Here is a 26362-nt window from a genome sequence, read left to right as displayed (position 1 = left end):
TCAAAATATTCTGTATATTTTCAAGCTCGTCCCTCATTCTAACAAAGCAATAAGTCGGGAAGAAGTCAGAGCAGAGCGAGCTATGATGTGTTAAACTTGTCGTAATTTTATAGATTGGAGGACCACCACATGATGAGATCCATTCTAATTGTTGAAGATGAGGAAGCTATCTCCAGGGTCCTCAGTGCCTATCTGAAAAAAGCAGGCTTCCATGTCACCCGTGTAGCCGACGGACGTGCTGCGCTGGAGTCTTTTGCTATAACACCTCCCTCATTAGTATTACTCGACATCATGCTGCCAAACATGGACGGCTTTGAACTGCTAAAGCTGATCCGTGAAAAAAGCAGCTGTCCCGTGATCATGCTCACCGCAAGGGACGGGATCAATGACCGACTAGCCGGTCTCGACGGTGGTGCGGATGATTATATGTCTAAGCCCTTTATTCCTGAGGAAGTGGTGGCACGCGTGAATGCTGTGTTACGCCGTCCTTCGCAGTGGTCCGATGGTAGCCGCAAACGGCATTATGGCAGTTTGTTTATCGACTTTACTGCACGAGCTGTCTTTTTAAACGGGGTTGAGATGAGTCTTAGTCCACGCGATATGTCGGTCATGTTATTTCTGGCTGAAAGACCTAATCAAATATGTACTCGCGAGCAATTAATAGAACATGTCTGGGAGATGGATTACGAAGGAAGTGACCGGGCCGTGGACTTGTCTATCAAAAGACTTCGCCAAGCGCTGTCGCATTGGCCAGTAGATGAGGGGGAAATCCGTACCCTGAGAGGGACAGGATATCAATTATGGACAACCTAAAGAAAAGCAGCCCCAAACGCACTTCGATTCTCTCCTATTGGACGATTCGTTACCTGCTCATCATTAGTGTTGGCCTCCTGCTAACTGCACTAACGACGTTCTGGTGGATCCAACAAGAAGCTATGAGTAACCGGATGCAGACTACTGGATTATTAGCACAGGAGATTGCCGACCGGAGCGTAAATCGTGAGGGTTCAATAGAGATCAGCCAAAATCTTGGAATGCTCATTGAAGACCGAAAACGATTCTTCAAGTTAACCGTAGAAATGTGTGTAATCATTACGGATCAGCAAAATCAGATGCTGTTCTCTATGCCACCACTAACTGAAGATGAGATGAGGCATAAACTTAATGATAGTCTTAACGACTCTCGCAGCCCGGAGTTCAAAGCTGCAGTAGCGTCCATACAATCGGATGACAAAACGCTTGGACAGGTGATTGTCCTTCAATCCAAGAAATCACTGAGGCATATCCCTCAGGAGGAGATCATTTTTTTCTCCACCCTGTTGCTATTTCTAATCATATTAAGTTGGCTAACCATTTACCTCTTGTCTCGTAAACTGGCAAAACCGATCCAGAAAGTAGCCAAAGCAGCCGCTCAAATCAGTCATGGCCGTTATGATATCGTTCTGGATAAGGACGCTAAAGAACGAGAAATCCATGAACTGATGTTGTCTTTTGAAGAGATGGCAGGCAAGTTACAACAATTTGAGCAGTCCCGTGCGGTTATGTTAGCCGGTGTATCCCATGAACTAAAGACACCAGTAACCTCTATTAAAGGCCTAATCCATGCCGTTCGTGAAGGGGTTGTCGAAGACGATGAAGCTGTGGAATTTCTAGATATTGCTTTGCAGGAAGCTGGACGATTGCAACGGATGGTTGCCGATCTTCTGGATTACAACGCACTGACTGCAGGAATCGTCTCTGTCCGTCACGATCGACTGGATGCCGTGCCACTGTTATCAGAAATCGTGTATCAATGGAAGCTGACACAAGCGGATGAAGTTGCGGAGCCTATGCTCCATATGCCAAGAACTCCCTTATTTTTGTGTGGGGACCCGCTACGTATCCAACAAATCATCGTCAATTTACTTAATAACAGTGTACAAGCCAAAGCCCCAGACCGAATGGTGCAGCTTACAGTAGAGTTGCTTGAACAGCAAGGTCATGGCATGGCGGAGATTCGTGTTCAGGATAATGGGCTGGGCATCTCATCGAATCATAGTGAACACGTCTTCGAGGCTTTTTTCCGAGGTAGCGACAAACAGAGCACACTACGTGGTCTGGGACTCGGTCTCACCTTCAGCCGTCTTTTGGCCGAATCTATGAACGGAAGCCTCGTGCTTGAGAAGCACTCCCAGGAAGGCTGTACCTTCGTGCTGTCTCTGCCGCTTGATCACTAAAAAATAGTCTGCGGGCCATCGTCATGGTATAATCATGTGCACAATCACACCGAAAACCGGAGGCTGTATATGCTTACTTTTGAACAAAAATTAGCGATTCTCGACTCTTACCCCCAACTGGAACGTAAAAACGTATCCCTTGGGCGCGTGAACTATCACTACGAGGAAAGCCAGCATGATAAGAAAACCGTTGCTTACCATCTGCATCCTAATGGGAATGGTTATGTGTTCGCAGGCTTATTGCGGGGCTATGAGGCAGATGATAAGGGCTTTGTGAACATTCGCGACTACTCGGAATCCGAGCTGCGGAGTCTGTTGGATGCCTCCATCACCTCACTTTCTATTTACATTCCAGACGCCCCTGTAGCCAGCAAAAGAAAGAAAAAGGCTGCGGCAGCCGCCGACTCACTCTGGACTAATGATGAGGGCCATACACTGACTCTAAAGCTTGAGGATGATTTATGGTATGTCTATGCCGACCTTAATCTAGAAATGGCCTTTGAGACCCTTGAGGAAGCTAAAGAATATTTAGCAGAAGAGGGATTTACAGCACAGGAGTAAGCAGGGGTAATAATAACTCCTATCAGAAAAAAATAAAAAGAGGTGTCCTAACAGCCATTTATTTTGGCCATTTGGACACCTTTTTTCAGTTGCGCGCTTGCAAGCTCTACCCAAAACTTCGCTAATAAAAAACATTAATATCCCCTCTAACTACCGAGACCATCATTCAATAATTTGTAGTATAAAAAGAATACTACCACTAAAACCCAAATTATGGTTAGATGAAGGGGAAGCTATATCCTAAGGGAAAGAAGCGTGAACGCACATGAGTTTTGAAATCGTAGAAGCCACTATACCGGAGATCCAAGCTGCATTAGAAGCCGGAGAACTTACGTCAAAACAACTAGTTCTCATGTATTATGAACGCATAGCTGATCATGACAAAAATGGCCTGACGATTAACTCTGTGCTGGAGATCAATCCTGATGCATTATTTATCGCAGAATCTCTAGATGTTGAACGTACGATCAAAGGCTCCCGGGGACCCCTGCACGGCATACCTGTGTTATTGAAGGATAACATCAATACCGGGGATAAAATGCATACTAGCGCGGGCTCGCTGGCTTTGGCGAATTCTTTTGCCGGGGAAGATGCGTTTATAGTTACCAAACTGCGTGAAGCCGGAGCAATCATTATGGGTAAAGCCAATATGACCGAATTCGCCAATTTTATGACAACCGGCATGCCCTCCGGATACAGCTCCCGCGGCGGGCAGGTCCTTAACCCCTACAATATATCTACACCAACAGGTGGCTCCAGTGCTGGTTCCGCGGTAGCTGTCGCTTGTAACTTTTGTACAGTCTCTGTCGGCACAGAAACCTCGGGATCGATCCTTAACCCTGGCAACTTGGGCTCCATTATTGGCATTAAGCCAACCGTTGGACTGCTCAGCCGTTCGGGAATCCTTCCGCTATCCAATACACAAGATACTGCTGGCCCTATGGCCAGAACCGTTCGTGATGCCGTTCTGCTGCTAAACGCTATGCTCGGCAATGATACTCAAGATGCAGCAATGGGAACGAATATAGGTAGAATCCACAAGGATTACACTGTATTCCTAGACCAGAATGGCTTGCAAGGCGCTCGAATAGGTATCCCGCGTGATTATTATTTCGAGGAGCTGACAGAAGAACAACTTGCACTGTTCAATGCTTCTGTAGATAGAATGAAAGAGCTTGGAGCTACTATTATTGATCCTGCGGATATTAAGACCGCCCGGGAAATTAGTTATTCTTCTGTGGTATTGAATGAATTCAAAACAGCTTTGAACGCTTATTTATCTCGTTTGGGCCCTGGGGCACCGATGCGAACGTTGAAGGATATTATTGATTTTAATCATGCACATCCTGTGGAGACTTTGAGATATGGTCAAGCTACGTTAATAGATGCGGAATATACCTCTTCCGGCACACAAACCGAACCAAAGTATTTGCTGCACCGTGCGACTGACCTAAAACTATGTAAGGAAGAAGGCATCGACGCCACCATGAAGGAGCACAATCTGGATGCCCTGCTGTTCCCCGCCGATTTCGGCGCCAGAATTACCTCCAGAGCAGGATATCCGTCCATCGTTGTGCCTTCCGGTTATACATCAGCCGGCGCCCCCTTCGGTGTAACTTTCTCAGCGAAAGCTTATCAGGAGCCTACACTCATCAAGCTCGCCTATGCTTATGAACAAAACTACAAGGTGCGAAAAGCACCATCGCTAAAGAGTTTTATCTGATCACTTCTTATATCAAAAAGCCCGTAAACGGTGATGGTCTCATTCACTGTTTACGGGCCATTACTTTTCCAAAATCTACATATAATTACTCATAGTCACGTTGATTCTCTTCATCGGCAATATTCTGAATTTCATCAGAGTGAATTAGAAACAACTCATACTCTCCTTCAGCATGCAGCTTCAGCGCCCGCTCTTTAAAAAACTTCGGACTCCCCTCCGCCGCATCCTCATCATAAAAGAGCAATATTCCGTCACTTTTGCGGAACAACAAATCGTCTCTAGCCCGAAACTGCCAGCTACCGTCATAAGGAGCATTACTGACCGCCCCGAAGAAATCCGCACCCGCAATAATACGCCGATACTCGTTCTGCTTTTCTTCTTTCCATTTCTCTTCCTGTCCAGTATGCGCTGTAATGATCCCAAGCTTTAAGTCCGGATATTGCAGCTTAAGTTCGCTCACCACTTCGCATGCCCACAGATCCACACCATACTGGCCGGGCGTAATCACCCATTCCACGCCTTCTTCGATCAAAGGTTTTAATCGGTTAGCTAGTGCCTTTTTGATATAAGGAATCCCTAGATGCTTATTGTCAAAAATACCGAGCTCGTGCGCACGATACCCCGTTACTAGTAAAGTCTTCATGTGCTGCCTCTTTCCTGGTCGTTAGCTTATCCTTTAAGTCTACATATTTGTTCATTATATAACATTTGCATATTTCATTTCTTTAGGCAAACTCTCAGTAGAAATTAAGCAAACTTTCAGAACTGTTTGTTATATTTCTCCTAATCTATCTTTAACCTACTAAGGAGGAATAAAAAATGAGAAAGTTCGTCCCTATTCTAATATCTGGAGCCCTACTCGCTTCTCTATTATTGGCTGGCTGCAGCGCGAATTCGGAGGCTGAAGGAGCAACTGCTGCAAATAACCAAGCAGACAGGGGTTCAGCAGCCAAACAACCACAAGCAAACGGCGATCAACAGAATGGCGGACCTAATATGTCCATGAATTACGGTAAGATTAAGAGTGTAAGCGATACTACCCTTACCATCTATAAATCGGACATGTCTATGCCCCGACAAGGTGCTGGAGAAGGTGACGGGCAGAACAGTCAAGGCGGTACCCCACCGGAAAGACCTGATGGCGATCAAAGTACAGGACATGGCGCTGCGCCCGAGGGTGGGATGCCACAAGGGGAAATGCCGGAAGGTGGCGGAGGACAAGGCGGTGGGCCACAGGGAGGTAGAATGCAGCAAAGCTTCTCCGATGAAACCACAGACATTACGATTGATGCGGATACTAAAATCGTAGCGGTTACCTTCGACAATGGCACGCGTCAAGAAAATGCGATCACCTTAGCAGAACTGAAGGCTGATGATATTATCCAATACACACTTAAATCAGATTCCACCGTGGCGGAGAGCATTACATTAAGTAATGGCAATCCGGGTGGAGCTACTCCAGATGACAGCGCGAGCAGCAGCAGCTAATGAAATGCTGCACCACAAAAAAAGATCTCCGGGGACAAGCTGGTTCCCCGGAGATCTTTTTATATATACTACGAATTAGTTCTTATCCGACAAAATCAATACTCCACGGGCTGGCACAACAGCAGAACCGCTAACTTTATTGCCAGTCAGAAGATCCGTACGCTCAGTAGCACCAATATCCGCACTCAAATCACCAGTGGTGTGGTTCAGCAAGAATAGGTAGGATACACCTTCCTTCACACGTTGCACAGATTCGATACCTTCCGGTGCAGTTACTAGCGGCTGAATGTTCTTGTCGGCACACAGATTGGCTAAGAATCCTTTCAAGAATCCCGCTTCTGGGCTGGTAGCCACGTAATACGCTTTACCTTCACCAAAGTTATTCACAGTCAAGGCTGGCATTCCTTTATAGAAATCAGATCCGTACTCTGCCAAAACCTCAGCACCTTCGGCATGAATCAGATCGCAGAGCAGATCACATTTGTAAGAACCACTCAAATTACCCCACGCTTTGTCCATCACAATCTCATTACTCATCCCTGGCAGCAGTGCATCAATTTCCTCAGCCCAGATCCCTAGTACGTTGCGCAGTTCCCCAGGGTAGCCACCTACGGTTACGAGGTCGTTCTCATTAACAATCCCACTGAAATAAGTCGTAATGAATGTACCGCCTGCTTTTACAAAAGCTTCAACCTTCTCAGCAAAACCCGGCTTAACCATATACATCACAGGTGCGATTACAATCTCATATTTGAACAGATTCTCTTCTACACCGATCATATCGGCTTCGATATTTTGTTGGTAGAGTGCATCATAATATTTATGAATCTCATTCACATAATCCAAAGCTACGGATGGTCCGCTTGAAAGGTTGATGGCCCAGCGGTTTTCCCAGTCATAAATAATCCCTACTTTAGCTGCACTCCGCGCATCCAATAGCTGATCTCCAAGCTGTCCCAGCTCTTTACCTAGCTCAGCGCATTCACGGAATACACGCGTATGCTCATGCCCCACATGCTCAATAACAGCTCCATGATACTTCTCACATGCACCAATTGAACGACGCAGTTGGAAGAACAGAACAGTGTCTGCACCACGCGCAACAGCCTGATAACTCCACAAGCGCATAACCCCTGGACGTTTCAAAGAGTTATAGGGCTGCCAGTTCTGCTGGCTTGGCGTTTGCTCCATCAGCATGAACGGTTGTCCATTCTTCAATCCACGCATGAGATCATGCGCCATGGCTGTGAAGCTGACCGGTGTATCCAGCGAAGGATAGTTGTCCCAAGAAATGACGTCCATATGTTTAGCCCACTCAAAATAGTCCAATTCATCATAAAAGCCCATCAAGTTAGTGGTAACAGGTACGTTAGGACTGTGCTCCTTAATCGCATCGCTCTCAATTTTGTAGCATTCCAGCAAGCTATGAGACATAAATCTACGGAAGTCTAATGAAATGCCTTGGAAGTTGGTGCGGTTGCCATCCCATTCTTCACTCAGCTCACTAGGCAGTACAATTTCTTCCCAATCATAAAACGTATGTCCCCAAAAACGTGTATTCCACGCTTTGTTTAATGCATCCAGAGAACCATAACGATCCTTCAACCAGACACGGAACGCCGCTTCAGATAAATCAGAATAATCATAATTACTGAACTCATTCGAAACGTGCCAAGCTACAAGCGCCGGATGATCCTTATAACGTTCAGCCAGCTTTCCTGCCAGCTTCGCTGCAAACTTGCGGTAAACCGGACTGTTTGGATTCGAGTTATGACGTCCACCGAACTTGCGTTTTCTGCCCTTCACATCAACACGAGTAACTTCAGGATAACGATGAGCCATCCAAGCTGGGTGCGCTCCTGTACCTGTTGCCAGACATACGTAAGTACCATTTTTATATAGTCTATCCATTAATTCATCTAGTGATGAGAAATCATAAGTGTCTTCGGAAGGTTGGATCAGCGCCCAGGAAAACACATTAATTGTGGCAACATCAATTCCTGCCAGCTTAAACATACGCTCATCCTCTGCCCATACAGGCGCATCCCATTGCTCTGGATTGTAATCTCCACCGTACCAAATCTTAGGTAATTTATCGTTAATCACACTTCGCACATCCTTTATAGTATAATTATATATATATTGTAATCGGTTAACCTTACGCTATAAATATAAAATAATCTTCCCAGCATATAAGAATATGGAACTAAGAGGAGATGGAGTCATTGAAGGGAATCGTGCATCGTAGAATTGTGTTCCCCCATGAGGGTGGACAGGATCTACCTATTACATTAGACAGTATCGGTCACAATCATCAACAGGAAAAAGTATCCCGCTTAGATGGCTACGAAACCTATCATTGGCTCCAAACGGCGTCTGGTGAAGGGGTGATTCATTTTGAGAATAAAAGCTTCTCCCTTCCCGCAGGCAGTGGTGTATTACTCCTCCCCTATACTCCACATCGCTATGAAGCTTCGGCTGCTAACTGGAGCACCTCTTATTTAACGTTCGGAGGCAGCTCTGCAGGGTCTATTTTGGAGACGCTGGGGATGAATATGAATTCTTTTTACCGCTGGGAAAAAGAGGCGCCTCTCTCCAAGCTGCTAAGAGAAATACTTGATCAGTATGATGCCTCACAGGACATGTTTGGTCTGACTGCCTCCACTGATGCTTATCGCTTTCTGCTTACTTTAAGCAAATATGGGCAACTGCATAACAATACAACGATATCCCGCAATGTGGATAAGCTGCAGCCGCTACTGAAATGGATGGACAGCCATTATGGTGATCCTGATCTCGGACTTAACGATCTAGCCGATCAGCTTGGCGTCTCAGGGCGATATCTCAACAATCTATTCATACAAACCTTTGGGCTATCTCCTTATGCCTATTTCGTACGGCTACGTATCCGTAAAAGCAAAGAAATGCTCGTAAGCCAGCCGGATCTTACTGTAAAAATCATCTCGCAGAGAGTAGGCTTCCGTGATGTTAGCCATTATGTTGCCACCTTTCGCAAGCAGTCGGGGACTACACCGGAGCAGTTTAGACGACTTCACTAATACTCTAAGGTGTACAGCTTAATCGCCTCCTGCGTAGTGAAATATTACATAAGGTTTCGTATGATAGAGCTCATCGCTGTGTAGATCTCATTAGTATGGGCATGTGTGTCAGAGTAACTGCATTTTGTACACTTAAATCAGCCTGTTCAGCACAAAATATCCATATAAGTGTATTCTGTGCAGTTATATTCTCAGCATTTGGCTGTGAACCGCGATACTTCGCATTATAGCTGCACTAAATACAACTAAATCCATTTCATAGGCCGAGAGCATAAAATAAGTGTAGAAAGTGCAGCTATTCTGTATCAAACCAACTCTCCGTTCCTTCCAGTTCAGCTATTCCGCATCGTACCAACTGACTTGTCTCGACAGCTACAATCCCCGCCAAAAAGTGTATTCTATTGCACTTCATACATTAGAATGCCCTTTTCCATCTCATTTCGAGCATTCTATTGCACTTCGTGCATTAGAATCTGGTGAAACCCATCAAAATGGACGTTTCCCACCAATCTGATTGCACAATCTGCAACAGATCTCAAATCCCCCCACCCAAAAAGGAATTCTATTGCACAGAGTGCAATCACAATCACAATCACATTCACAAGGATTCGATCATACGCCGAAGGAGATATGAATGCCCTTCCCATCATCGGTTACTTAGAATCCCTACATCTCCAGAATATCCACACCATACGGCTCAAGCTGCAGCTCTCCTGAACAAATCGAGTGGTTCAGCAGACTGTTATACTCCTGCGGCAACGGGATCGTCACAGACTCCCGGCTCAAATTAAGCAAGAATAAGAAGCTTCCTTGATCTCCCGAGCGCACAGAGGCCTGTACTCCATCCGGCAAACCCTCAAATCTAAACAGCCCCTGCTGTTTGGAAAGGCGCTCCAATAAAACTGACCAGAATCTCTCTTCCATATGAGTCCCAAAGTAATAAACCTGACCTTTTCCAAAAGCATTGACGGTTACAGCCGGAGTTCCACTATAGAAATCATCGCCATACCATGCAATCGGCCATGCCACAACAGGTCTCAGGATGTCGCACCACTGCGTGCATTCATATTGGTTCCCCTCAGCATCAACGACCTTATGGGTTTCAGCACCTATTGGATCATACTCCAGCACTTCAACCCCTGTGCAATTGCTCAGTAGCCCCGGTAGTGGCTGCATGACTGCGATGTTATTTGTAGTTTTCACGCCACTTCGATTGGTAATAAGCAAAGTTCCGCCAGCTAGTGCAAAATCCTCCAAACTACGTACGATCTCCTCATCCAGCAAATATAAATTCGGAGCAATCACTACTTTATAACCATCCAGCGATTGTCTAAGATCGATAACATCGCAACCCATACCGAGCTTCGTCACCGCACGGTGTATCTGTTTAATATTCTCATAATAATCGAATCCTTCAGCCTGAGGCTGAATATCCAGCGCTGCTTTTTCTTCATGAGAATGGAGTATAGCTACTTCATTCTTTAGCGTCGTTCCAGTCAGCTTCTCCCCGAGTGTATTAACCTCATGGCATAGCTGAGTGAACTCCGCAAACCTGCGTCCTGGGACATTGCTGTGATCAATCAGTCCGTGCCAGAATTGCTCTGCTCCCGCGACTGCACTACGCCAGCGGAAATGAACGACGGTATCCGCACCTCTGGCTATCGTCTGCCACGCATAAGCACGAATCATCCCAGGATACGGCGTTCTCCACATCGGCATCCAACAACCTGGTGAACCACTTAGCTGCTCCATGATCCAGAAGTTTTGACGTTTAATACCACGGGTTACATCTAGTGAAAGTGCTCCGCTATATGGTGTTGTCGCTTGCTTGGTTGGCGAAGTATTCGGATAATAGTCAAATGCAGCGACATCCAGATCAGCACCGACTGCGTACATATCCAGACGCTGCGGATAGCTATGAAAGTTATGAGTGATAAAATGCTGCGGACAAACAGACCGCAAAATATCAATTTGGGTCTTCTGGAATGCTACCACCGAATCCCACTGAAACCGCTGATAATCTAGCAGGAATGATGGATTCTGATGTGGTGATCCACCCAGTGGAACAGTAAGCTCATTCCAATCGCTATATTCTCCACTCCACACAACCGTTCCCCACTCTGCATTCACCCGATCAAGGCTGCCATATTTGGCTTTCACCCAATTGCGAAACGCTATATTACAAGCATCACAATGACAATCTAACATCCCGAATTCATTATCAGTCTGCCAACCAATAACGGCCGGGTGTTTACTATAGTGCTCCGCAAGTCGCTGCGTGATACGACTTCCGTATTCGCGCAAAGATGTACTATTATAGCAGCGGTGTCCGCGTACCCCCGGATGAAAGGTCTCTCCCTTCGCAAATAGCGGCAAAACGTCCGGAAATTTCGTAGTTAACCATCTAGGAGGTGTAGCTGTGGGCGTACCAATCACAACCTGTAATCCATACTTATGAAAAAGATCCAGCGCGCGGTCCAGCCAACCGAACTGGTAATTGCCCTCCGCTATCTCTAACCGGCTCCATGCAAACTCGGCGACTCGAACTACCTTGACACCTGTTTCCTTCATTAATTTGATATCTGGTTCCCACATGGATTCTTCCCAATGCTCCGGGTAATAGTCCACACCTATCTGAATAAGATCATATCGTTTCACCGGCGTCCTCTCCCCCTATCTTGTTATCACCAAAATAAAAGGCGCTCCCCGTCTCATAATGATGAGGTATACGGAGAACGCCTTTGTTAACCACTAGTCCATTTTAATCTTATGAACGAGCTTCACTTATTTCTTAAGCTTGTCCCAAGCTGCTTGCATGCCTGTCATCCAGCCATTCACATCAACCTTGCCAGCGATCATCTGTTGAATCACACTAGCAAATTCTTGAGTTACACCGTCAGGGAATTTAGAGGATTGCAAACCATACACTTTGTCTTCTTTTACATAGTTCCATACGTCAGATCCAAGCTTACCGATATCTTCAGGAGTTGCTTCGATGGTGGACAACGCAGGGATGAATTTCCATTTTTTAACGATGTACTCTTTACCCATATCTGAAGTTACCAACCAGTTCAAGAATGTTTTAGCTTCTTCTTTAGATCCGGAATCTTTGTTGATAACAAGGTTTGCAGGAATACCTACAGTCATTTTGTCATTCTTTGCAGCATCTTCATTGATTGGCATAGGGAACATACCGATGTTCATGTCAGGTGTAATGTTATCAACAAGGGTTTGTGCCCAGTTACCTTCTTGCATCATTGCAGTTTCACCTTTAGCAAACATAGCCAAGTGAGTGTTAGCATCTGTAGTCAACGGATTTTTTTGTCCGTATTTCAAAGTCAAGTTGAGCAAGTTGCTCCAATCTTCAAACACTTTGTTACCTACGATTGTACCCGTACCGTCATTCAAGCTCTTAATGAAGCCATTTACATCATCTTGTTGAGCGAATGCTACGCTGATCCCTTGGTTACCAAGGAGCCACCATTCTTGATACGCATTACCAAAAGGAGTTACGCCAATCGCTTGCAATTTCTTAGCTGCATCTTCTAGTTGTGACAATGTTTTAGGAGTTTCAGTGATGCCTGCTTTTTCGAACAGGTCTTTGTTATATACAAAACCAATTCCTTCAAGGTTCATTGGCATACCGTACACTTTACCGTCTTTAGTCATTGGCTCTGCTGCCATAGGAATCAGATCTTTCACCCAAGGTTGATCGGACAGATCTTCCATCTTATCTCCCCAAAGCTCCATTTCAGCATATCCGCCATTTGAGAAAATGTCAGGCGCGTCGCCGGAAGCAAACTTAGTCTTCAGTGCTGCAGCGTAATCGGCACCACCACCAACGGTTTGAATATCCAGCTTGATGTTAGGGTGTTCTTTTTCAAATTCAACCTTAAGCTCATTAAGACCTTCAACGATTTCAGTTTTGAATTGAAAGATCTTAACCGTCTTTACTTCACCTTTATCTGTGCCAGCGCTTCCATTTTGTGAGTTACTAGAAGCGTTATTGCCTCCACCGCATGCTGTTAATGCTAAACTCATCGCCATTACTGCCGAAAGTGCAACTGCCGAGCGTTTCTTATTCATTATATTTTCCCCCTTAAGATAGTGGACTACTTATGAAATATTTGGAACGGAGGGCTCGGTGTTAACCTTTCACCGAGCCAGCCGCTATTCCCTCAACAATGTAACGCTGCATGAACAGATAGAAAATGATAATTGGAGCAATCCCGATTACGAGAGCCGGAAGCGCCATATCCCATTGTTTGGTGTATTGACCAAAGAAGGAGAAGGTCGCCAGCGGAATGGTCCGAAGTTCTGGTGCCTGAAGAATCAAGGAAGGCAGCAGATAGTCATTCCATATCCCAAGTGCATTAAGCACGATCGTTGTCATTACCATTGGCTTCAGCAAAGGAAGTACTATGCGGAAGAATACGGTAATTGGATTACATCCATCAACTGTAGCCGCCTCTTCAATTTCAAGCGGAACGGACTTGATAAAGCCGTGGAATAGAAAGATTGCCATTGGAACACTGATCCCTAGATTCGTGATAATCAAACCCAGGAAGGAGTTGTTTACTCCCATTACATTTACAACTTTCAAGATTGGAATCATGATCGTTTGAAACGGAACAACCATTGCGGCTACGAACAACAGTAACAAAAACTGATTAAATTTCGTATTCGCCCGAACCATACGATAAGAAGCCATCGCACTAAACAGAGAGATTAGAATAACACTGATAACAGTTATGATAACCGAATTTCGGAAAGCTTCACCGAAACGTGCCAATTTCCAAGCACTTGTATAGTTCGACCACATAAATGTCTGTGGCCAGCTTGCAGCATCACTCAGAATTTCACCGAACGATTTCACTGAGTTTGCTAGCAAGAAATAAAATGGAGACAGGAAGAGCAGGGCCAGAAGAATCATCAACACTTCCACGCCGATATTCCATCTGCTTTTTGTCTTGGCGTTCATTAAGCTTCTACCTCCTTGCTCTTCGTAATACGGACTTGAATCAGAGTGATAATCGCCACGATAACGAAGAACAGCAGCGCTTTAGCAGTACCCAGACCGTAACGATTGTTCAGGAAGGCTTCATTGTAAATATTCATAGCAACTGATTCTGTAGATTTGAACGGTCCGCCTTTCGTCAAGGAAAGGTTAAGGTCAAACATTTTGAAGGACCAAGAAATGGCCAAGAACAAACCAATGGTTACAGCCGGCATAATCAACGGAACTACAATGCTGCGTAGTACCTGCCAACGGGAGGCACCATCAATATCAGCCGCTTCCAGGACTTCTTTCGATACGTTACTGAGAGAAGCGATGTAGATAACCATTAGATAACCGGAAGACTGCCAAACAAAAACCATTACAATCGCCCAGAAGCCGGTTGTTGCATCACCCAGCCAAGGAAGATTAAAGAACGACCAACCTGTGAGTTCTCCCATTGTTGCGAACCCTTTGATGAAGATAAATTGCCAGATGAACCCGAGCAACAATCCCCCAATAACGTTCGGCATAAAGAAGATCGTCCGAAGCATGTTACGTGTCTTTAATGGTTTCGTTAACAGATAAGCTAGGAAAAACCCTACCACATTAGTCAAAATTACACCTAACACAGTAAATCTTACGGTAAACCAAAAGGAAGACCAGAAGTCGGGGTCATTCGTAAATATAGTGGTGAAGTTTTGAAATCCTACCCAACTTACATTACCGGATACACCGTTCCAGTCTGTGAAGGAGTAATACATCCCCATGATAAATGGGATAATCGTTATTAAGATAAAAAACAAAACTGCAGGACCAACGAAGAATACCTGTTGACCTAACTGGGACAACTTAGTGCCGCGCATTTATTGTCCCCCCCTTTCTTTTGCTCACTTACTTGTTTATGCTTTATACACATATTATCTGTTTTTTTGAGCGCACCTCACACCTACGGAAGTGATCTTTCAGGTGTAAAATATTGATCGGATGTGACAAATTTCGATGAAATGGAACACGATTCGCACAAAAATGATCGTTTTCATCCTACTCCCAACACTAATTTGTATTATGGCCACGATGTTTATAAGCTACCACTTTAGTACTCAATCCTTAAGAACAAGAGCAGTAGATGAGAATACGAACCTTCTCTTTCAAGGTACTAGAAACATTGAAAGTCTGATTCAGGAAATCAATCGACTCTCCCTTATCGTCTATTCAGATTCAGAATTCTACAGATCTCTCGAAGCTGGATACGAGGATATGCTAGCAAATGCACGAATTTATTCTTCTCTGAATTACATTTCATCATCTATGCCTGACATATCTCAGGTCTATTTATACGGTGTCAAGGACAGCAAAGCCACTCTGCTCACCCAAAATACACCGAAACGTTGGCAGGGTGTTCCACCTTATCCTGATTCCAAGATCACTACCGATTCTGCGGTATCCTTACAGAGTACGCATTTAAGTCATAGCTACGGCCTAACGGCACCGATCCCGCAATTTATACCGGAGCCAGTGTTTACCTTACACAGAAGAATCGAAAGAGTCCCTACCACAAAAGCGCTTGGCTACCTGTCGATTGATGTCAAGCTAACGGCTCTAACCGACATCATCAGTCAGTTATATGATCAGAAGCAGGAGAAAATCTGGCTGCTGGATGGCAACGGAAACATTGTCTACGGGGACAATAGTGAAGAATTCGGCAAGAAACTGAATGCAGCTTGGTACGATACGAATATCAGGGACAAGCAAAGCTCACAAGGATACTTTGAAGAGGATAAAGCTATGTTTATTTACCAGAATATCGAAGGTCCAGGGTTAAATTGGACGCTGGTGAAGCAGATTCCCGTATCTTATCTTTTCCGAGAAGCCAATGAGGCGGCAACGATCAATATAGCACTGATGGTCCTGCTGCTGATTACAATTACAACGCTAACGATCCTAATCTCTTTTCGAATCACCGCCCCGATTAAGCAGTTGACCCGCTATATGAATCAGGTCCAGACCGGGAAGCTTGATATCGATATCCGTCCCATGGGCAAAGACGAGATCGGTGTCGTTACAGAACGGTTCCGCAGTATGATGGATACGATCAACAATCTGATCCTAAGAGAATACAAGCTGGAATTAACTAATAAAACGAATGAATTGCGGGCTTTGCAAGCGCAAATCAATCCGCATTTCCTTAACAACACCTTGCAGATCATCGGTACGCTTGCCTTGGAACTTAAAGTACCCCAAATCTACTCTCTTCTTTCTGCACTAGCGAAAATGATGCGCTACAGCATGTACAATGAGGAGAAGGTTGTCACGGTTAAGGATGAACTGGATCATGTCAAAGCTTACATCGAACTACAGAAGGAACGTTTTGAAAATAAATTCAGTTTCCGTTACGATATGGAGGAAGTTCTTTTAGAGACATTTATGCCTAAGATGATTCTGCAGCCTATTGTAGAAAACTATTTCAAACACGGTTTTAACCATTCCCGCTCAGACGGATTTGTTGAGATCACCGCGGCCAAATTGGGCGACAAGCGAATGGAAATCTGTATTCAAAACAATGGAAATGCTATCCCTTCAGCGAAACTGGATCTTTTGCGGCAGAAGCTTCAACATTCCACTAGAACAGATATAGATTTATTAAGAAATACAGAGCAAGACAAGGAAGCTACAGGATCTGGTATTGGTCTGCCGAACGTTCTGGCTCGGCTCAAGCTCGTATGCGGAGATAGCGCCATCTTGACGGTGGACAACCTCCGAGCAGGTGGAGTGGTTGTAAGACTGGAAATAGACATTATAGCGGAGCGTGAGACGATATGAAGGCGTTAATTGTTGATGACGAGGCGAGAGTTAGAAAAGCTGTTAGACTTCTTGTCGACTGGGACGCACATCAAATCAATGAAATTCTGGAAGCCGGAAACGGAAATGAAGCTATTGAGATCATTCGGCAAGCGAAACCAGCCTTGGTCATTATGGACATGATGATGGAATCCGGTAATGGCGTAGAATTAATGACATGGGTTAACGAATTTGCCGGCAACATCAAATTCATTGTGGTCAGCGGACATAATGATTTCGAGTTCGTGCGCCAGACTGTTCGTCATGGTGGAATTGATTATATCCTTAAGCCCATTGAAGCGGAGGCAATCAATGTAGCAATCGCTAAGGCAGTGACTGCTTGGCGTTCAGAGGAAGCTGACCGTAGAGAACGACAGAAGCAGAACATTCAGCTTAATGAGTTCAAGCCCATCTACGGAGAAAAACTGCTATCCGCGCTAATCGATGATCCGATCAACTCGGAATTATCTCTTCGGAGGTTGCGAAGCGATGGCATTATCCCGGACAACGTCCTCTCTTCACGCCTAATACTGGTGCAGACAGATACAGGAAATAATCTCCTACTTAACCGTTTTGGAGGAGACACCGGTCTCCTGAACTACGCTATCGTCAATATTTGTAATGAATTTTTGCAAGGTCAGCGTAAGGGTGTGGCTTTTCGTTACTGGGGAGGCCCTTCGGAGATTGCCATCATTCTATGGGATATCCAAACGTCTGTTGTTGAGCTTATAGGGAGAATTAATCAGGGGATCTACTCTACATTGCAGGTCCGAATGCATTTCGGAATTAGCTGCATCGGCAGCCTGCCTAAGCAATTATCTTATCAGCGTGCAGAGGTGGCTGAGGCCTTACAGCGTAGAAATTTATTAATTCATGAGGATTACTGCCATTTTTCTACTTCCTCCGAAGAGTTTAAAGAGCGCAATGAAAACGCAAAGACAGAAATTCAAGGACATGCATCGCCGACGATCTTCGCACATGTGAAGGAAGATTGGAAAATGGCGGTCATCAGCGGAAGCTCTGATGTATTGTCCGCGGCAGCACAGCACTGGGTGGACGAGCTTAGCCGATGCGGAATTGTTACACCGGAGATTCTAAACTCGTGGAAGAATGATGCACTCTTATTTCGTTCCCAGTTGGTACGGGAAACGTTAGGCCCTGATGCCGATAGCGCACTAGCCGAGTTAGAACAGGCCGACCAGCTTCACCCAGCTCCTTATACGAATGGTTACTCGTTCTCCTTATTTGCTTGGCGTGACTGGTCATTTGATCTGATGGAGCGAATATCAGAAGTGATAGCCGCTAAACAAGCTAAAGAAAGCAATCCTATGCATGATATCGTGAAATATATCGAACTTAATTATGCCTCTGATCTATCCTTGCAGGAGATTGCCGGAAAGTTCTTTGTTAGCCGCGAATATATTTCACGCCGGTTCAAACAGGAATACGGCATTAATTTCTCCGATTTCATCGTTAACGTCCGGATAGATAAAGCTAAATTGCTTATGCAGAACCCTCGTCTAAAGCTGTCGCAAATTTCCGAAATGGTGGGGTTTCATGATGTGAAGTATTTTAGCAAGGTATTCAAGAAACAGGTTGGTGTATCACCCAAGGACTATCGAAACCAGTTTAAAATTTAATTAATACCACGCTACGAGAAAACGGTTGTCTCCTTTATGGAAGACAACCGTTTTCTCGCAGAAATATAAAGATAATGTATAGCGTGAAACTTATATTTTCTTATATTTTTAAAAAGGCGTCCGCGACCGTCTTACCGGCTATGCCGTTCGGATGCGGGTCGTCTGTTCCACTCATAAACTCTGGTCTGATCCGGTGATCGTCTGGTGCAGGCAATGACAATAGGCTTGCTATATCAAACACCCGGCTCACACCTATAGGCGGATTAGACAAAATCTCACGATTCACCTTGCGCCAAGTTTCTTCTCTTTCACCCTGAAAATTGAACGGTGGCACCGTACTTAGAATAATATTAGCTTCAGCATTTGCCCCCTTGATCTTAGAAATAATGGTCTGCAAGTCACCAAGAAGCTCGTCCGCCGAACGGCAGCCAATATCAATATCATTTACTCCGAGTACGATCATCACTTCATCACTTTGCTTAGTTTTGTTTAGCCATGGACCATCCGCGGCGACATCATAAGCTCTAGCCCAGCCAGAGCCAAGATTCCATACACCAATATCCGTGCCAAGGCCATCCGCAATTCTCGCGACCCAATATTCGTACTCATCCTTTAATGTCCGCACACCTTGAGTAATCGAATCCCCCAAGAATACTAGTTTCTTGGTAACAGATTTCTTATACCCAATGAAGCTTGGCAGTACCAAAAGATTATCAGACGCTGTAAAACCATCCGCTGATTGTTGTGCGGCAAGATTTCCAGGCGCGTCATAAGCTGAAACCAGCATCCCTTCAACATTGAAAGGAATCGATTTACCTGCAGTGAGTGTCTTAATCGTCCACGTAAACGCCAAGTAATGACCCTCCGGCAGAACAATGCTTGTCTCATCACTCCAGAAACATTCGCCAGCCGCAACGGTTTTTGAGGCTTTGCCCTCAAAGGTAAGCGCATGCTGTGTATTCTCAGCTATTGTTCCGTCTGGTTCTGTTTCTCCGTCAGCGATATAAGCTGTCTCGATAACCCAGTCGCCTCCAGGTTCACTGCCTACAGCTTCTTGCCCTTGATCCCATGTAGAATCCACCGCGTTGCTATGCCAGAACTTTAACTTCAACGTACCATTTTCCCTTAAACGAATATAAGTCCGGAAGGTATGCGTAAATGGTTCTTGCCTATTCATTATAAAATTCGCTGCAGTTGAAAGAACCGTTGCTGAGGTATATTCCGTCTGGTTCAATACTCCACTTCCCTTTGTTAAATTAGTATCCATAACGTTCCCCCGTTATTCAGTAAGATTGTAACACTAAAACCTCTCCAATAAACCAAGGGAACAGATCGTCCACCCAGTTTACAAGAGAGGTAATGGCTATATCAATATGCTTTAAGAAACAATCTTATTTCAATGTAATCGTAAACGATACGGTTTTTGCACCTGCGTTTACTTTTACTGTAGTTTCATCTACTTGCTCTGCACCTTCTACAGAAGCGATAGCTCCCAGATCTTTAAGTGAAAGCGAGAATTCTTTACCGCTACCTTCCGCAGTAACTGTTACCGTACTGCCTTTACGGTCAGCCTTCACAGTCAATTCAGGAGCACCTTTGAGATCACGAACGGTTGCAGAAGTCGTAGTGCCATCTTCAAGTGAATATAAGCCGAATTTAACGCCATTCGCATAGTCGTAATCCGGTTTGTTATCCACACTGCCGATTGTCAGCAAGGAATTCTGGCGAACGAATAGTGGCAGGCTAAAGAAATCATATTTCTCTTTGCGCCATGATCCACCTTGTACGGTTTCACCAGTAAGCAAGTGAGTCCAGCGACCAGCCGGCAAATAGTACTTCGCCTCGCCGTTTTCTTGGAAGATTGGGGCTACAAGCAAGGATTCACCTAGCATGTATTGACGATCCAACACTTCGCAAGTAGGATCTTCCGGGAATTCCATAACCATAGCCCGCATAGAAGCCCAGCCATGTTCATGAGCCTGTCCTGCTACATCATACAGATAAGGCATCAAGCTACATTTGAGTTTGGTGAAGAAACGGGTAACATCACAAGCTTCATCATCATAAGCCCAAGGCACACGGTACGAAGTGCTACCATGCAAACGGCTGTGACTGGACAATAGTCCAAACGCCAACCAGCGTTTAAATACATGTGCCGGAGCCGTGTTCTCAAAGCCACCGATATCATGACTCCAGAAACCGAAACCAGATAATCCTAGAGACAATCCACCGCGAAGGCTCTCTGCCATGGATTCATAATCTGCGTAGCAGTCACCGCCCCAGTGAACTGGGAACTGTTGGCCACCGGCAGTTGCAGAACGTGCGAACAATGCCGCTTCATTTTTACCAAGCTTCTCTTCTAGCACTTCAAATACAACCTTGTTATACAATTGAGTGTAGTAGTTGTGCATTTTCATCGGATCAGATCCGTCGAAGTAAACTACATCTGTAGGAATACGCTCACCGAAGTCTGTCTTGAAGCTATCTACGCCCATATCTACCAAATCACGCAGGTAGCCGGCATACCATTCACAAGCCGCAGGGTTGGTGAAGTCCACCAGTGCCATACCTGCTTGCCACAAATCACATTGATAAACGTCACCGTTAGGTTTTTTGAGCAGATAACCATTTTTCTTGCCTTCTTCAAACAAGCGGGAACGTTGCCCGATATAAGAGTTGATCCATACGCAGATCTTCAGCCCTTTATCTTTCAGTCGTTTCAGCATGCCTACTGGGTCAGGGAATACGCGCTCATCCCACTGGAAATCGGTCCATTGAAATTCACGCATCCAGAAACAATCGAAGTGGAATACGCTCAGCGGTAGATCGCGCTCTGCCATACCATCTACGAAGGAGTTTACGGTTGCTTCATCGTAGTCGGTAGTGAAAGAGGTCGTCAGCCACAGGCCGAATGTCCAAGCCGGAGGAAGTGCAGGTTTGCCAGTAAGTGATGTGTAGTTGCTGATAACTTCTTTGATGGTAGGACCATCAATCACGAAGTATTCTAAGCTTTCTCCAGCAACGCTGAATTGCGCTTTTTTCACTTTTTCCGAAGCGATCTCATAAGAAACCAACTCAGGGTGGTTAACAAATACGCCATAGCCTTTGCTGCTTACATAGAAAGGAACATTCTTATAAGCTTGCTCGGAGCTAGTACCACCGTCTTTGTTCCAAAGATCTACGGTCTGTCCATTCTTTACAAAAGCGGTAAAACGCTCGCCCAAACCGTAAACGAATTCACCTACACCGAGATCCAGCTCTTCACGCATATACGTGTTGCCGTCTTGATCCGTGATATAAGCCATGGACTTGAAACCGCTGCCTGTAATTCTCTCGTCTCCACGATAGAAATCCACAGCCCATTGTTGGCCTTTGCGAATCACTACACGAAGTCCGCCGCTGATCAGCACAGTCTCGGAATCGTTTTCTTCAATCTTAACGTGATCTCCAGTACCTTTCGTGAGTTCGAAGACTGGACCGCGTTCTTGTACGCCATCATGATGAATAATCTTAACCCCTACCACACCTGGAAGCGGGGAATGAAATTTTACAGTAAGCAGGGTTGAATTCAGCGTCGCTGAACGCCCTGTGATTGGAGTTGTTTGAGTAATTGCTGTTAATCCATCTGGAGTCTTTTCTACAACATAATTTTGAACTGCACCGTTAATCGTGATACCATCACGCACCAGCCAGAGACCATCAGTAAATTTCATTGTGTACTTGCCACCTTTCAATTTGGTGTTTATAGTTGCATTATACCGATAAAAAATAAACAAAACTAATACTATATAGCTCATTTATAACACTATTTTGATGTTTTATCCGAAAGGAGTGGCATTTATGGACCGTACAACCCAGAGTTTGCTAAAAGAAGACAGAGTGCATGGCGATAGCATGTTTCCGCTTGCAGCTTATTGGATAGAATTACCAGCTGGAACACATGTCCTCGATACCCATTGGCATGAAGAAGCGGAGTTTTTCATGCTGCTCGAAGGAGAAATTCTGTTTCAGGTGGATACCGAATATTTCCCACTTAAAGCCGGTGAGGCTGTATTTATCGAGTCTGGTGATATTCACGCTGCCTATGTACTGAACGAAGATACGCCCTGCAAATTTTGTGCGCTCGTGTTTCTTCCTGATCTTCTCGCTAGTGCCCAATATGATACGATCCAGCAGAACACCATCTTACCCCTTCAGGAGAAAAGACAAAGCTTTCCTCGCCACCTAACACCGGCTGTGAAATGGCAGCATGAACTTCTCGGGCACTTAGAACGCATGATGGACGCCTACGCTGCGCAATCTCCCGGGTTTGAAGCTTTTATTAAAGGAACGTTACTCATCATGCTCTCGCTGATTGCTCCAGAGGATCGTTTTGTAAACCGCAGCCAGTTGGATGACGCTGATACTACTAAGATCAATCGACTTAAGAAGATTATTCTCTATATTCAGGATAACTATCAGGAGCCGATTCGAACTCGGGACCTCTCCGACCTTATCCCCATGAGTGAAGGACAGTTCTGCCGCTTTTTCAAAGAAATGACCCGTAAGACTCCAGTAGATTACATTAACTCTTACCGAATTCGCCAAGCCGCCGATCTACTTCAACAAAGCAACAGAAAAATATCCGACATCGCATTCGAGGTCGGATTTGATAATGTGAGCTATTTTATTAAAGTGTTTCGCAGAGCGATGAAATGCTCGCCTTCGGAGTTTAGGAAGGGGTCCCGTTGACATCTTGCTGTTTAATTTCTATTCATCGGTCGTTCTGAAGCTAATGGCTCTCTTTATTAATTCTTCCTGTTCATCTACCGATATATTATAGATAGATCTTATCGTCGTAGGAGGAGAATAAGCTATGCATATAACGAATATGACCTCTGCTATGGGAACGAGACTTAATGTAGCTGTTAGTCACCAAACTAACGATAAAACCATAAATTCAAACAGCAAGACAAGTAGTAGCGGAGACCACTTATCGATAAGCAAATCTGCAAAAGCAGCTTTTCAAAATCAATCTAAAATGAGCGGAATGGTTGATTCTCTACTTAAACAAAAACAGAGTATCATCGATAACAAGAACAGCCTAATTGAAAGAACCACCAAAAACTCACATAACCTTGATTCTATTCAAGATCAACTTAAGGAATTCGATAAACAGCTCCAAACGATTGACCAACAAATTGCGAAGTACACCTTTGAAGAGCAACAAAAGAACTTAGAAAAAGCTCAAAAAGAAGATCTATCGGATGAACCTAAAACCGAGCAAGAGATACAAAACGAAAGATTGAATACGATTGTTGCTATAAGCCAAAATGTTTCACAAATGGAGGTAGTTTCTTCTACCCATTCTAAGATGCATGGCGAGGCAAGAGTTCTGACCAAGGAAATCGAATCGGATGAAGCTCGTTCTACTCATTCTGCAACAGCCAAACGTGAGCAGTTATCCAAAATCGAAGATAGAATATCGGAAATGAATGAAACGTTAGGCGATACCATAAAAGACACCGGAGATAAAATTAAAGATCAGGAACGGACTGAGAAATTAGCCACCTACCAAGAAATTCAGCGTTTAGCCGAAGATTCTGATAAGTCGCAGCTAGAAATACTAATCTAACAAAGACAAAATTCTCTATATAGAAAAAGCAATCGGACCTCTACCACATCAAAGGGGTTGCCGATTGCTTTTTTATATGCAGATGATGTTATCTTTCAACTATTCCTTCCGAATCACGATAAAGCAGGTGCTGTCTGGCAAGGCCACTTCCTGTCCGCTCTCATCCATGAACCTTACTCTATCGCGCAGCGCTTCGGTATAACCTTCTTGCAAGTAATGCCGGAAGACTTCAATCTTCGCCTGCTTTCCTAAAGTCTGTTCAATAAATGAGGCAAACTCCGTAGGGGTAAAATAACCAAACTGTTCCTGTACTTCATGAATGTAAGCCTCTTCGCCCCAGGTATACGTATATAAAAACTCCATGGCATCATTAACAGGCATGAGTACTTCTTCTTCCCCTAATCTCTGATACTGAAGCTGACGTCCGGCAAAATCCTTCGCATAACGCTCCAGCCACGCCATACCGTCTTCCTCCAGAAAACGAACTTTCCGCAGCAATGCTGTGGGTTCGGTCATTATCCCATCGCGGATAATGATAACCCCGCCCACTGACAATACATCAAAAGCACTTCGCAGGGCGGCCGAGACGGTGTCATGATTGAACTTTTTACCATTAAGCGGCACATAAGAATATAGCTCATGCAAAATCGAAGAAAAAATTACCGTACCCACCGTTCCAGCCTCCACGAAATCTTCAAGGTTCAACGCATCTCCCTGCAGGACCTCCCACTGACGACCTTCCCGTTGCTTGCGCTGCCGCAGAGCTTCCACTACATTGCTCGATATATCAATGCCGATAGGGGTAACCTCTGGCATCCGCTCTTCCAGCAAATCCAGCAGCACACCGCCGCCCGGGCCGATATCCAGCACTTTTTTCCCAATGACATGCTCCAGAATCACAGCCTTATAATCTGCTGTATTATTCATTTGACTTAAGTAGGTATCTTCATTATGAAAACGGTCGAAGGCGTCCCTGCGTAGCTCGAACAAGTCGAATAACAGCAATACAGCACGTTCATACAAGGGCGATTTTTCAGCTTCCATACAGAATTCGATCAGCTTCTCTGCCGCTGCCGAGAATTGAAACTGAAAAAACACCGTGTCTGGCAGATGTTCCTTAGCGTATGGACGAAGCATTAGATGAGGATTCTCATCAGGTAAAGTCCCTTTTTCGATATCCTCCCATCTAAGCTCCGATAAATATTTTTCTATAATCCGCTTCTTATAAACATTGATCTTCTTAACACCCTTGTAGTCATAGTAAATGCTGTTCATAACCTGCTCGAAGCTGATATGGCGTAGGGGTTCATTCTGAGCCCTTTGAGCTGCAAGCAACATCACCTTCAGAAATTGCTCCAACGAGAAAGTCTGCATTGCAGATTCCACATACCAGAAGATAGTGTTACTTAAAGACTCCAACCGTTCCGCATGGAAGCCTTCCTGTGTCAGCTTTGCCCACTCCGTAGTGAAATCCTCTCCTCTAGAGATCGGACCTAGCCGCATTCTGCGCAGTCTTTCTTTCATCGGCATTGGACTAGCAAGTTCACCGGATGCAATCAGAGTGATAAGCTGTTTCACTTCATGCTCTACATTCAGCCATAGCTCGGGAGATACAGCTCCGATGATGCAATGATTGAGTACGGTTAGCAAACGTTCAAGTTCCTCGGCAGTCAGTAACTGTTCCTCCACAAGATCACGAAGCGGCTTATTTACTTCCGGAGGCACCTCCCCACGGATTTGCTGTCCTATCAGTCCATGGGTTTCAATAAGCCGATGAACCAGTGCACTTTTGTCAGAGACCGTACCGCTCAAATGTTTCCCGTATAACTGTGCGGAGCCAATGTTATGTACAAAACAGTTAATGCCTTCCTCCTGCCAAAGTAACCGCTCCTTCAATGTGCCACCCTTAGCTGTTTCTGACCAGATTAATGTTTCTTCCACAAGCTCTTTGATCCAAATCGAACGGGGAAGCTGGTCTAGCAGCTGCAAACTGCGTTCCACATAATCCAGCACGGGATTCCTGCGGTCCAACTCCTCCAGAGATTCCACTCGCTCCAAATTTACAATCTGCTCCTCGGCTTGGACAATAAGCTTCAGCCAGAGGTTATTCTCCAAATGATCTTGTATTCCTTCACGGTATAAGGTGATGGCTTCCAACGATTTCAGCATATACTCCTCCTTCGCTCCAAAGTGGAGACTATAAAGACTTATTATTATATATACA

At 44.9% G+C, this 26362-nt stretch carries 19 protein-coding genes; 10 read left to right on the top strand and 9 right to left on the bottom strand.

Features of this window, described 5'->3' with window-relative positions; all coding sequences use genetic code 11:
• Positions 1–132: 132 nt before the first annotated feature.
• The 4 genes from MKY99_RS04470 to MKY99_RS04455 all read left to right on the top strand — a co-directional run bounded on the left by MKY99_RS04470 (position 133) and on the right by MKY99_RS04455 (position 4500).
• Complete coding sequence (locus MKY99_RS04470; RefSeq protein ID WP_339271498.1) at positions 133–813, top strand: response regulator transcription factor; 681 nt, start codon at positions 133–135, stop codon at positions 811–813.
• Complete coding sequence (locus MKY99_RS04465; protein ID WP_339268919.1) at positions 801–2216, top strand: ATP-binding protein; 1416 nt, start codon at positions 801–803, stop codon at positions 2214–2216. Before MKY99_RS04470 ends, MKY99_RS04465 begins: the two co-directional genes overlap by 13 nt.
• 69 nt (positions 2217–2285) lie before the next feature.
• The gene (locus MKY99_RS04460) at positions 2286–2777 is read left to right on the top strand and encodes a hypothetical protein (RefSeq protein ID WP_149646426.1); all 492 of its coding nucleotides are present in this window, start codon (positions 2286–2288) and stop codon (positions 2775–2777) included.
• A 265-nt stretch (positions 2778–3042) separates the two neighbouring features.
• Positions 3043–4500: an amidase family protein gene (locus MKY99_RS04455; protein ID WP_076299108.1), complete on the top strand. Its 1458-nt coding sequence runs from the start codon at positions 3043–3045 to the stop codon at positions 4498–4500.
• An 85-nt stretch (positions 4501–4585) separates the two neighbouring features.
• On the opposite strand, the gene MKY99_RS04450 is transcribed toward MKY99_RS04455, so the two are convergent.
• Complete coding sequence (locus MKY99_RS04450) at positions 4586–5143, bottom strand: DUF1273 domain-containing protein (RefSeq protein ID WP_042185074.1); 558 nt, start codon at positions 5141–5143, stop codon at positions 4586–4588.
• A gap of 176 nt (positions 5144–5319) precedes the next feature.
• Here MKY99_RS04450 and MKY99_RS04445 point away from each other — a divergent pair, with 176 nt between their 5' ends.
• Positions 5320–5988 carry a hypothetical protein gene (locus MKY99_RS04445; protein ID WP_339268917.1) on the top strand — a complete coding sequence of 223 codons (669 nt, stop codon included), beginning with the start codon at positions 5320–5322 and terminating at the stop codon, positions 5986–5988.
• Positions 5989–6063: 75 nt separating this feature from the next.
• Here MKY99_RS04445 and MKY99_RS04440 read toward each other — a convergent pair whose 3' ends face one another.
• A complete protein-coding gene (locus tag MKY99_RS04440; protein WP_076283847.1) occupies positions 6064–8094 on the bottom strand; it encodes a beta-galactosidase in 2031 nt (676 codons plus the stop codon).
• A gap of 119 nt (positions 8095–8213) precedes the next feature.
• On the opposite strand from MKY99_RS04440, the gene MKY99_RS04435 reads away from it, so the two are divergent.
• Complete coding sequence (locus MKY99_RS04435) at positions 8214–9047, top strand: helix-turn-helix domain-containing protein (protein ID WP_076283846.1); 834 nt, start codon at positions 8214–8216, stop codon at positions 9045–9047.
• A gap of 666 nt (positions 9048–9713) precedes the next feature.
• Here the strand turns inward: MKY99_RS04435 and MKY99_RS04430 are convergent.
• The 4 genes from MKY99_RS04430 to MKY99_RS04415 all read right to left on the bottom strand — a co-directional run bounded on the left by MKY99_RS04430 (position 9714) and on the right by MKY99_RS04415 (position 14909).
• Complete coding sequence (locus MKY99_RS04430) at positions 9714–11705, bottom strand: beta-galactosidase (RefSeq protein WP_339268914.1); 1992 nt, start codon at positions 11703–11705, stop codon at positions 9714–9716.
• A gap of 126 nt (positions 11706–11831) precedes the next feature.
• Positions 11832–13133 carry an ABC transporter substrate-binding protein gene (locus tag MKY99_RS04425; RefSeq protein WP_042185065.1) on the bottom strand — a complete coding sequence of 434 codons (1302 nt, stop codon included), beginning with the start codon at positions 13131–13133 and terminating at the stop codon, positions 11832–11834.
• A gap of 61 nt (positions 13134–13194) precedes the next feature.
• Complete coding sequence (locus tag MKY99_RS04420; RefSeq protein WP_042185063.1) at positions 13195–14028, bottom strand: carbohydrate ABC transporter permease; 834 nt, start codon at positions 14026–14028, stop codon at positions 13195–13197.
• Positions 14028–14909, bottom strand: coding sequence for a sugar ABC transporter permease (locus MKY99_RS04415; RefSeq protein ID WP_339268912.1), 882 nt, complete (start codon positions 14907–14909; stop codon positions 14028–14030). The genes MKY99_RS04420 and MKY99_RS04415 overlap by 1 nt, the downstream gene beginning before the upstream one ends.
• 163 nt (positions 14910–15072) lie before the next feature.
• Between MKY99_RS04415 and MKY99_RS04410 the strand changes: the two genes are divergently transcribed.
• Together MKY99_RS04410 and MKY99_RS04405 are read left to right on the top strand one after the other, a co-directional pair.
• Entirely contained in the window at positions 15073–16866 is a 1794-nt protein-coding gene (locus tag MKY99_RS04410; RefSeq protein WP_339268910.1) for a histidine kinase, read from the top strand.
• Complete coding sequence (locus MKY99_RS04405) at positions 16863–18524, top strand: helix-turn-helix domain-containing protein (RefSeq protein ID WP_339268908.1); 1662 nt, start codon at positions 16863–16865, stop codon at positions 18522–18524. Before MKY99_RS04410 ends, MKY99_RS04405 begins: the two co-directional genes overlap by 4 nt.
• Positions 18525–18624: 100 nt before the next feature.
• On the opposite strand, the gene MKY99_RS04400 is transcribed toward MKY99_RS04405, so the two are convergent.
• Together MKY99_RS04400 and yicI are read right to left on the bottom strand one after the other, a co-directional pair.
• Positions 18625–19791, bottom strand: coding sequence for a GDSL-type esterase/lipase family protein (locus MKY99_RS04400; RefSeq protein WP_339268906.1), 1167 nt, complete (start codon positions 19789–19791; stop codon positions 18625–18627).
• A gap of 124 nt (positions 19792–19915) precedes the next feature.
• Complete coding sequence (yicI, locus tag MKY99_RS04395; protein ID WP_339268904.1) at positions 19916–22237, bottom strand: alpha-xylosidase; 2322 nt, start codon at positions 22235–22237, stop codon at positions 19916–19918.
• A gap of 127 nt (positions 22238–22364) precedes the next feature.
• Between yicI and MKY99_RS04390 the strand changes: the two genes are divergently transcribed.
• Both MKY99_RS04390 and MKY99_RS04385 read left to right on the top strand, forming a co-directional pair.
• On the top strand, positions 22365–23255 hold the full coding sequence (locus MKY99_RS04390; protein WP_042185052.1) for an AraC family transcriptional regulator: 891 nt from the start codon (positions 22365–22367) through the stop codon (positions 23253–23255).
• Positions 23256–23379: 124 nt separating this feature from the next.
• The gene (locus tag MKY99_RS04385) at positions 23380–24138 is read left to right on the top strand and encodes a hypothetical protein (protein WP_339268901.1); all 759 of its coding nucleotides are present in this window, start codon (positions 23380–23382) and stop codon (positions 24136–24138) included.
• Positions 24139–24237: 99 nt separating this feature from the next.
• On the opposite strand, the gene MKY99_RS04380 is transcribed toward MKY99_RS04385, so the two are convergent.
• On the bottom strand, positions 24238–26307 hold the full coding sequence (locus tag MKY99_RS04380) for a class I SAM-dependent methyltransferase (RefSeq protein ID WP_339268899.1): 2070 nt from the start codon (positions 26305–26307) through the stop codon (positions 24238–24240).
• Positions 26308–26362: the final 55 nt, after the last annotated feature.

The organism is Paenibacillus sp. FSL R5-0470 (assembly GCF_037975205.1).
GTDB lineage: Bacteria > Bacillota > Bacilli > Paenibacillales > Paenibacillaceae > Paenibacillus_AQ.
This window is presented reverse-complemented; position numbering and strand designations above follow the sequence as displayed.

Bases quoted from the DNA above. Each gene is read 5' to 3' on its own strand.
- MKY99_RS04460 (WP_149646426.1), top strand. From the start codon at position 2,286: ATGCTTACTTTTGAACAAAAATTAGCGATTCTCGACTCTTACCCCCAA.
- MKY99_RS04465 (WP_339268919.1), top strand. From the start codon at position 801: ATGGACAACCTAAAGAAAAGCAGCCCCAAACGCACTTCGATTCTCTCC.
- MKY99_RS04400 (WP_339268906.1), bottom strand. From the start codon at position 19,791: ATGGATACTAATTTAACAAAGGGAAGTGGAGTATTGAACCAGACGGAA.
- MKY99_RS04410 (WP_339268910.1), top strand. From the start codon at position 15,073: ATGATCGTTTTCATCCTACTCCCAACACTAATTTGTATTATGGCCACG.
- MKY99_RS04420 (WP_042185063.1), bottom strand. From the start codon at position 14,028: ATGAACGCCAAGACAAAAAGCAGATGGAATATCGGCGTGGAAGTGTTG.
- MKY99_RS04455 (WP_076299108.1), top strand. From the start codon at position 3,043: ATGAGTTTTGAAATCGTAGAAGCCACTATACCGGAGATCCAAGCTGCA.
- MKY99_RS04445 (WP_339268917.1), top strand. From the start codon at position 5,320: ATGAGAAAGTTCGTCCCTATTCTAATATCTGGAGCCCTACTCGCTTCT.
- MKY99_RS04390 (WP_042185052.1), top strand. From the start codon at position 22,365: ATGGACCGTACAACCCAGAGTTTGCTAAAAGAAGACAGAGTGCATGGC.
- MKY99_RS04415 (WP_339268912.1), bottom strand. From the start codon at position 14,909: ATGCGCGGCACTAAGTTGTCCCAGTTAGGTCAACAGGTATTCTTCGTT.
- MKY99_RS04470 (WP_339271498.1), top strand. From the start codon at position 133: ATGAGATCCATTCTAATTGTTGAAGATGAGGAAGCTATCTCCAGGGTC.
- MKY99_RS04405 (WP_339268908.1), top strand. From the start codon at position 16,863: ATGAAGGCGTTAATTGTTGATGACGAGGCGAGAGTTAGAAAAGCTGTT.
- MKY99_RS04450 (WP_042185074.1), bottom strand. From the start codon at position 5,143: ATGAAGACTTTACTAGTAACGGGGTATCGTGCGCACGAGCTCGGTATT.
- MKY99_RS04385 (WP_339268901.1), top strand. From the start codon at position 23,380: ATGCATATAACGAATATGACCTCTGCTATGGGAACGAGACTTAATGTA.
- MKY99_RS04380 (WP_339268899.1), bottom strand. From the start codon at position 26,307: ATGCTGAAATCGTTGGAAGCCATCACCTTATACCGTGAAGGAATACAA.
- yicI (WP_339268904.1), bottom strand. From the start codon at position 22,237: ATGAAATTTACTGATGGTCTCTGGCTGGTGCGTGATGGTATCACGATT.
- MKY99_RS04425 (WP_042185065.1), bottom strand. From the start codon at position 13,133: ATGAATAAGAAACGCTCGGCAGTTGCACTTTCGGCAGTAATGGCGATG.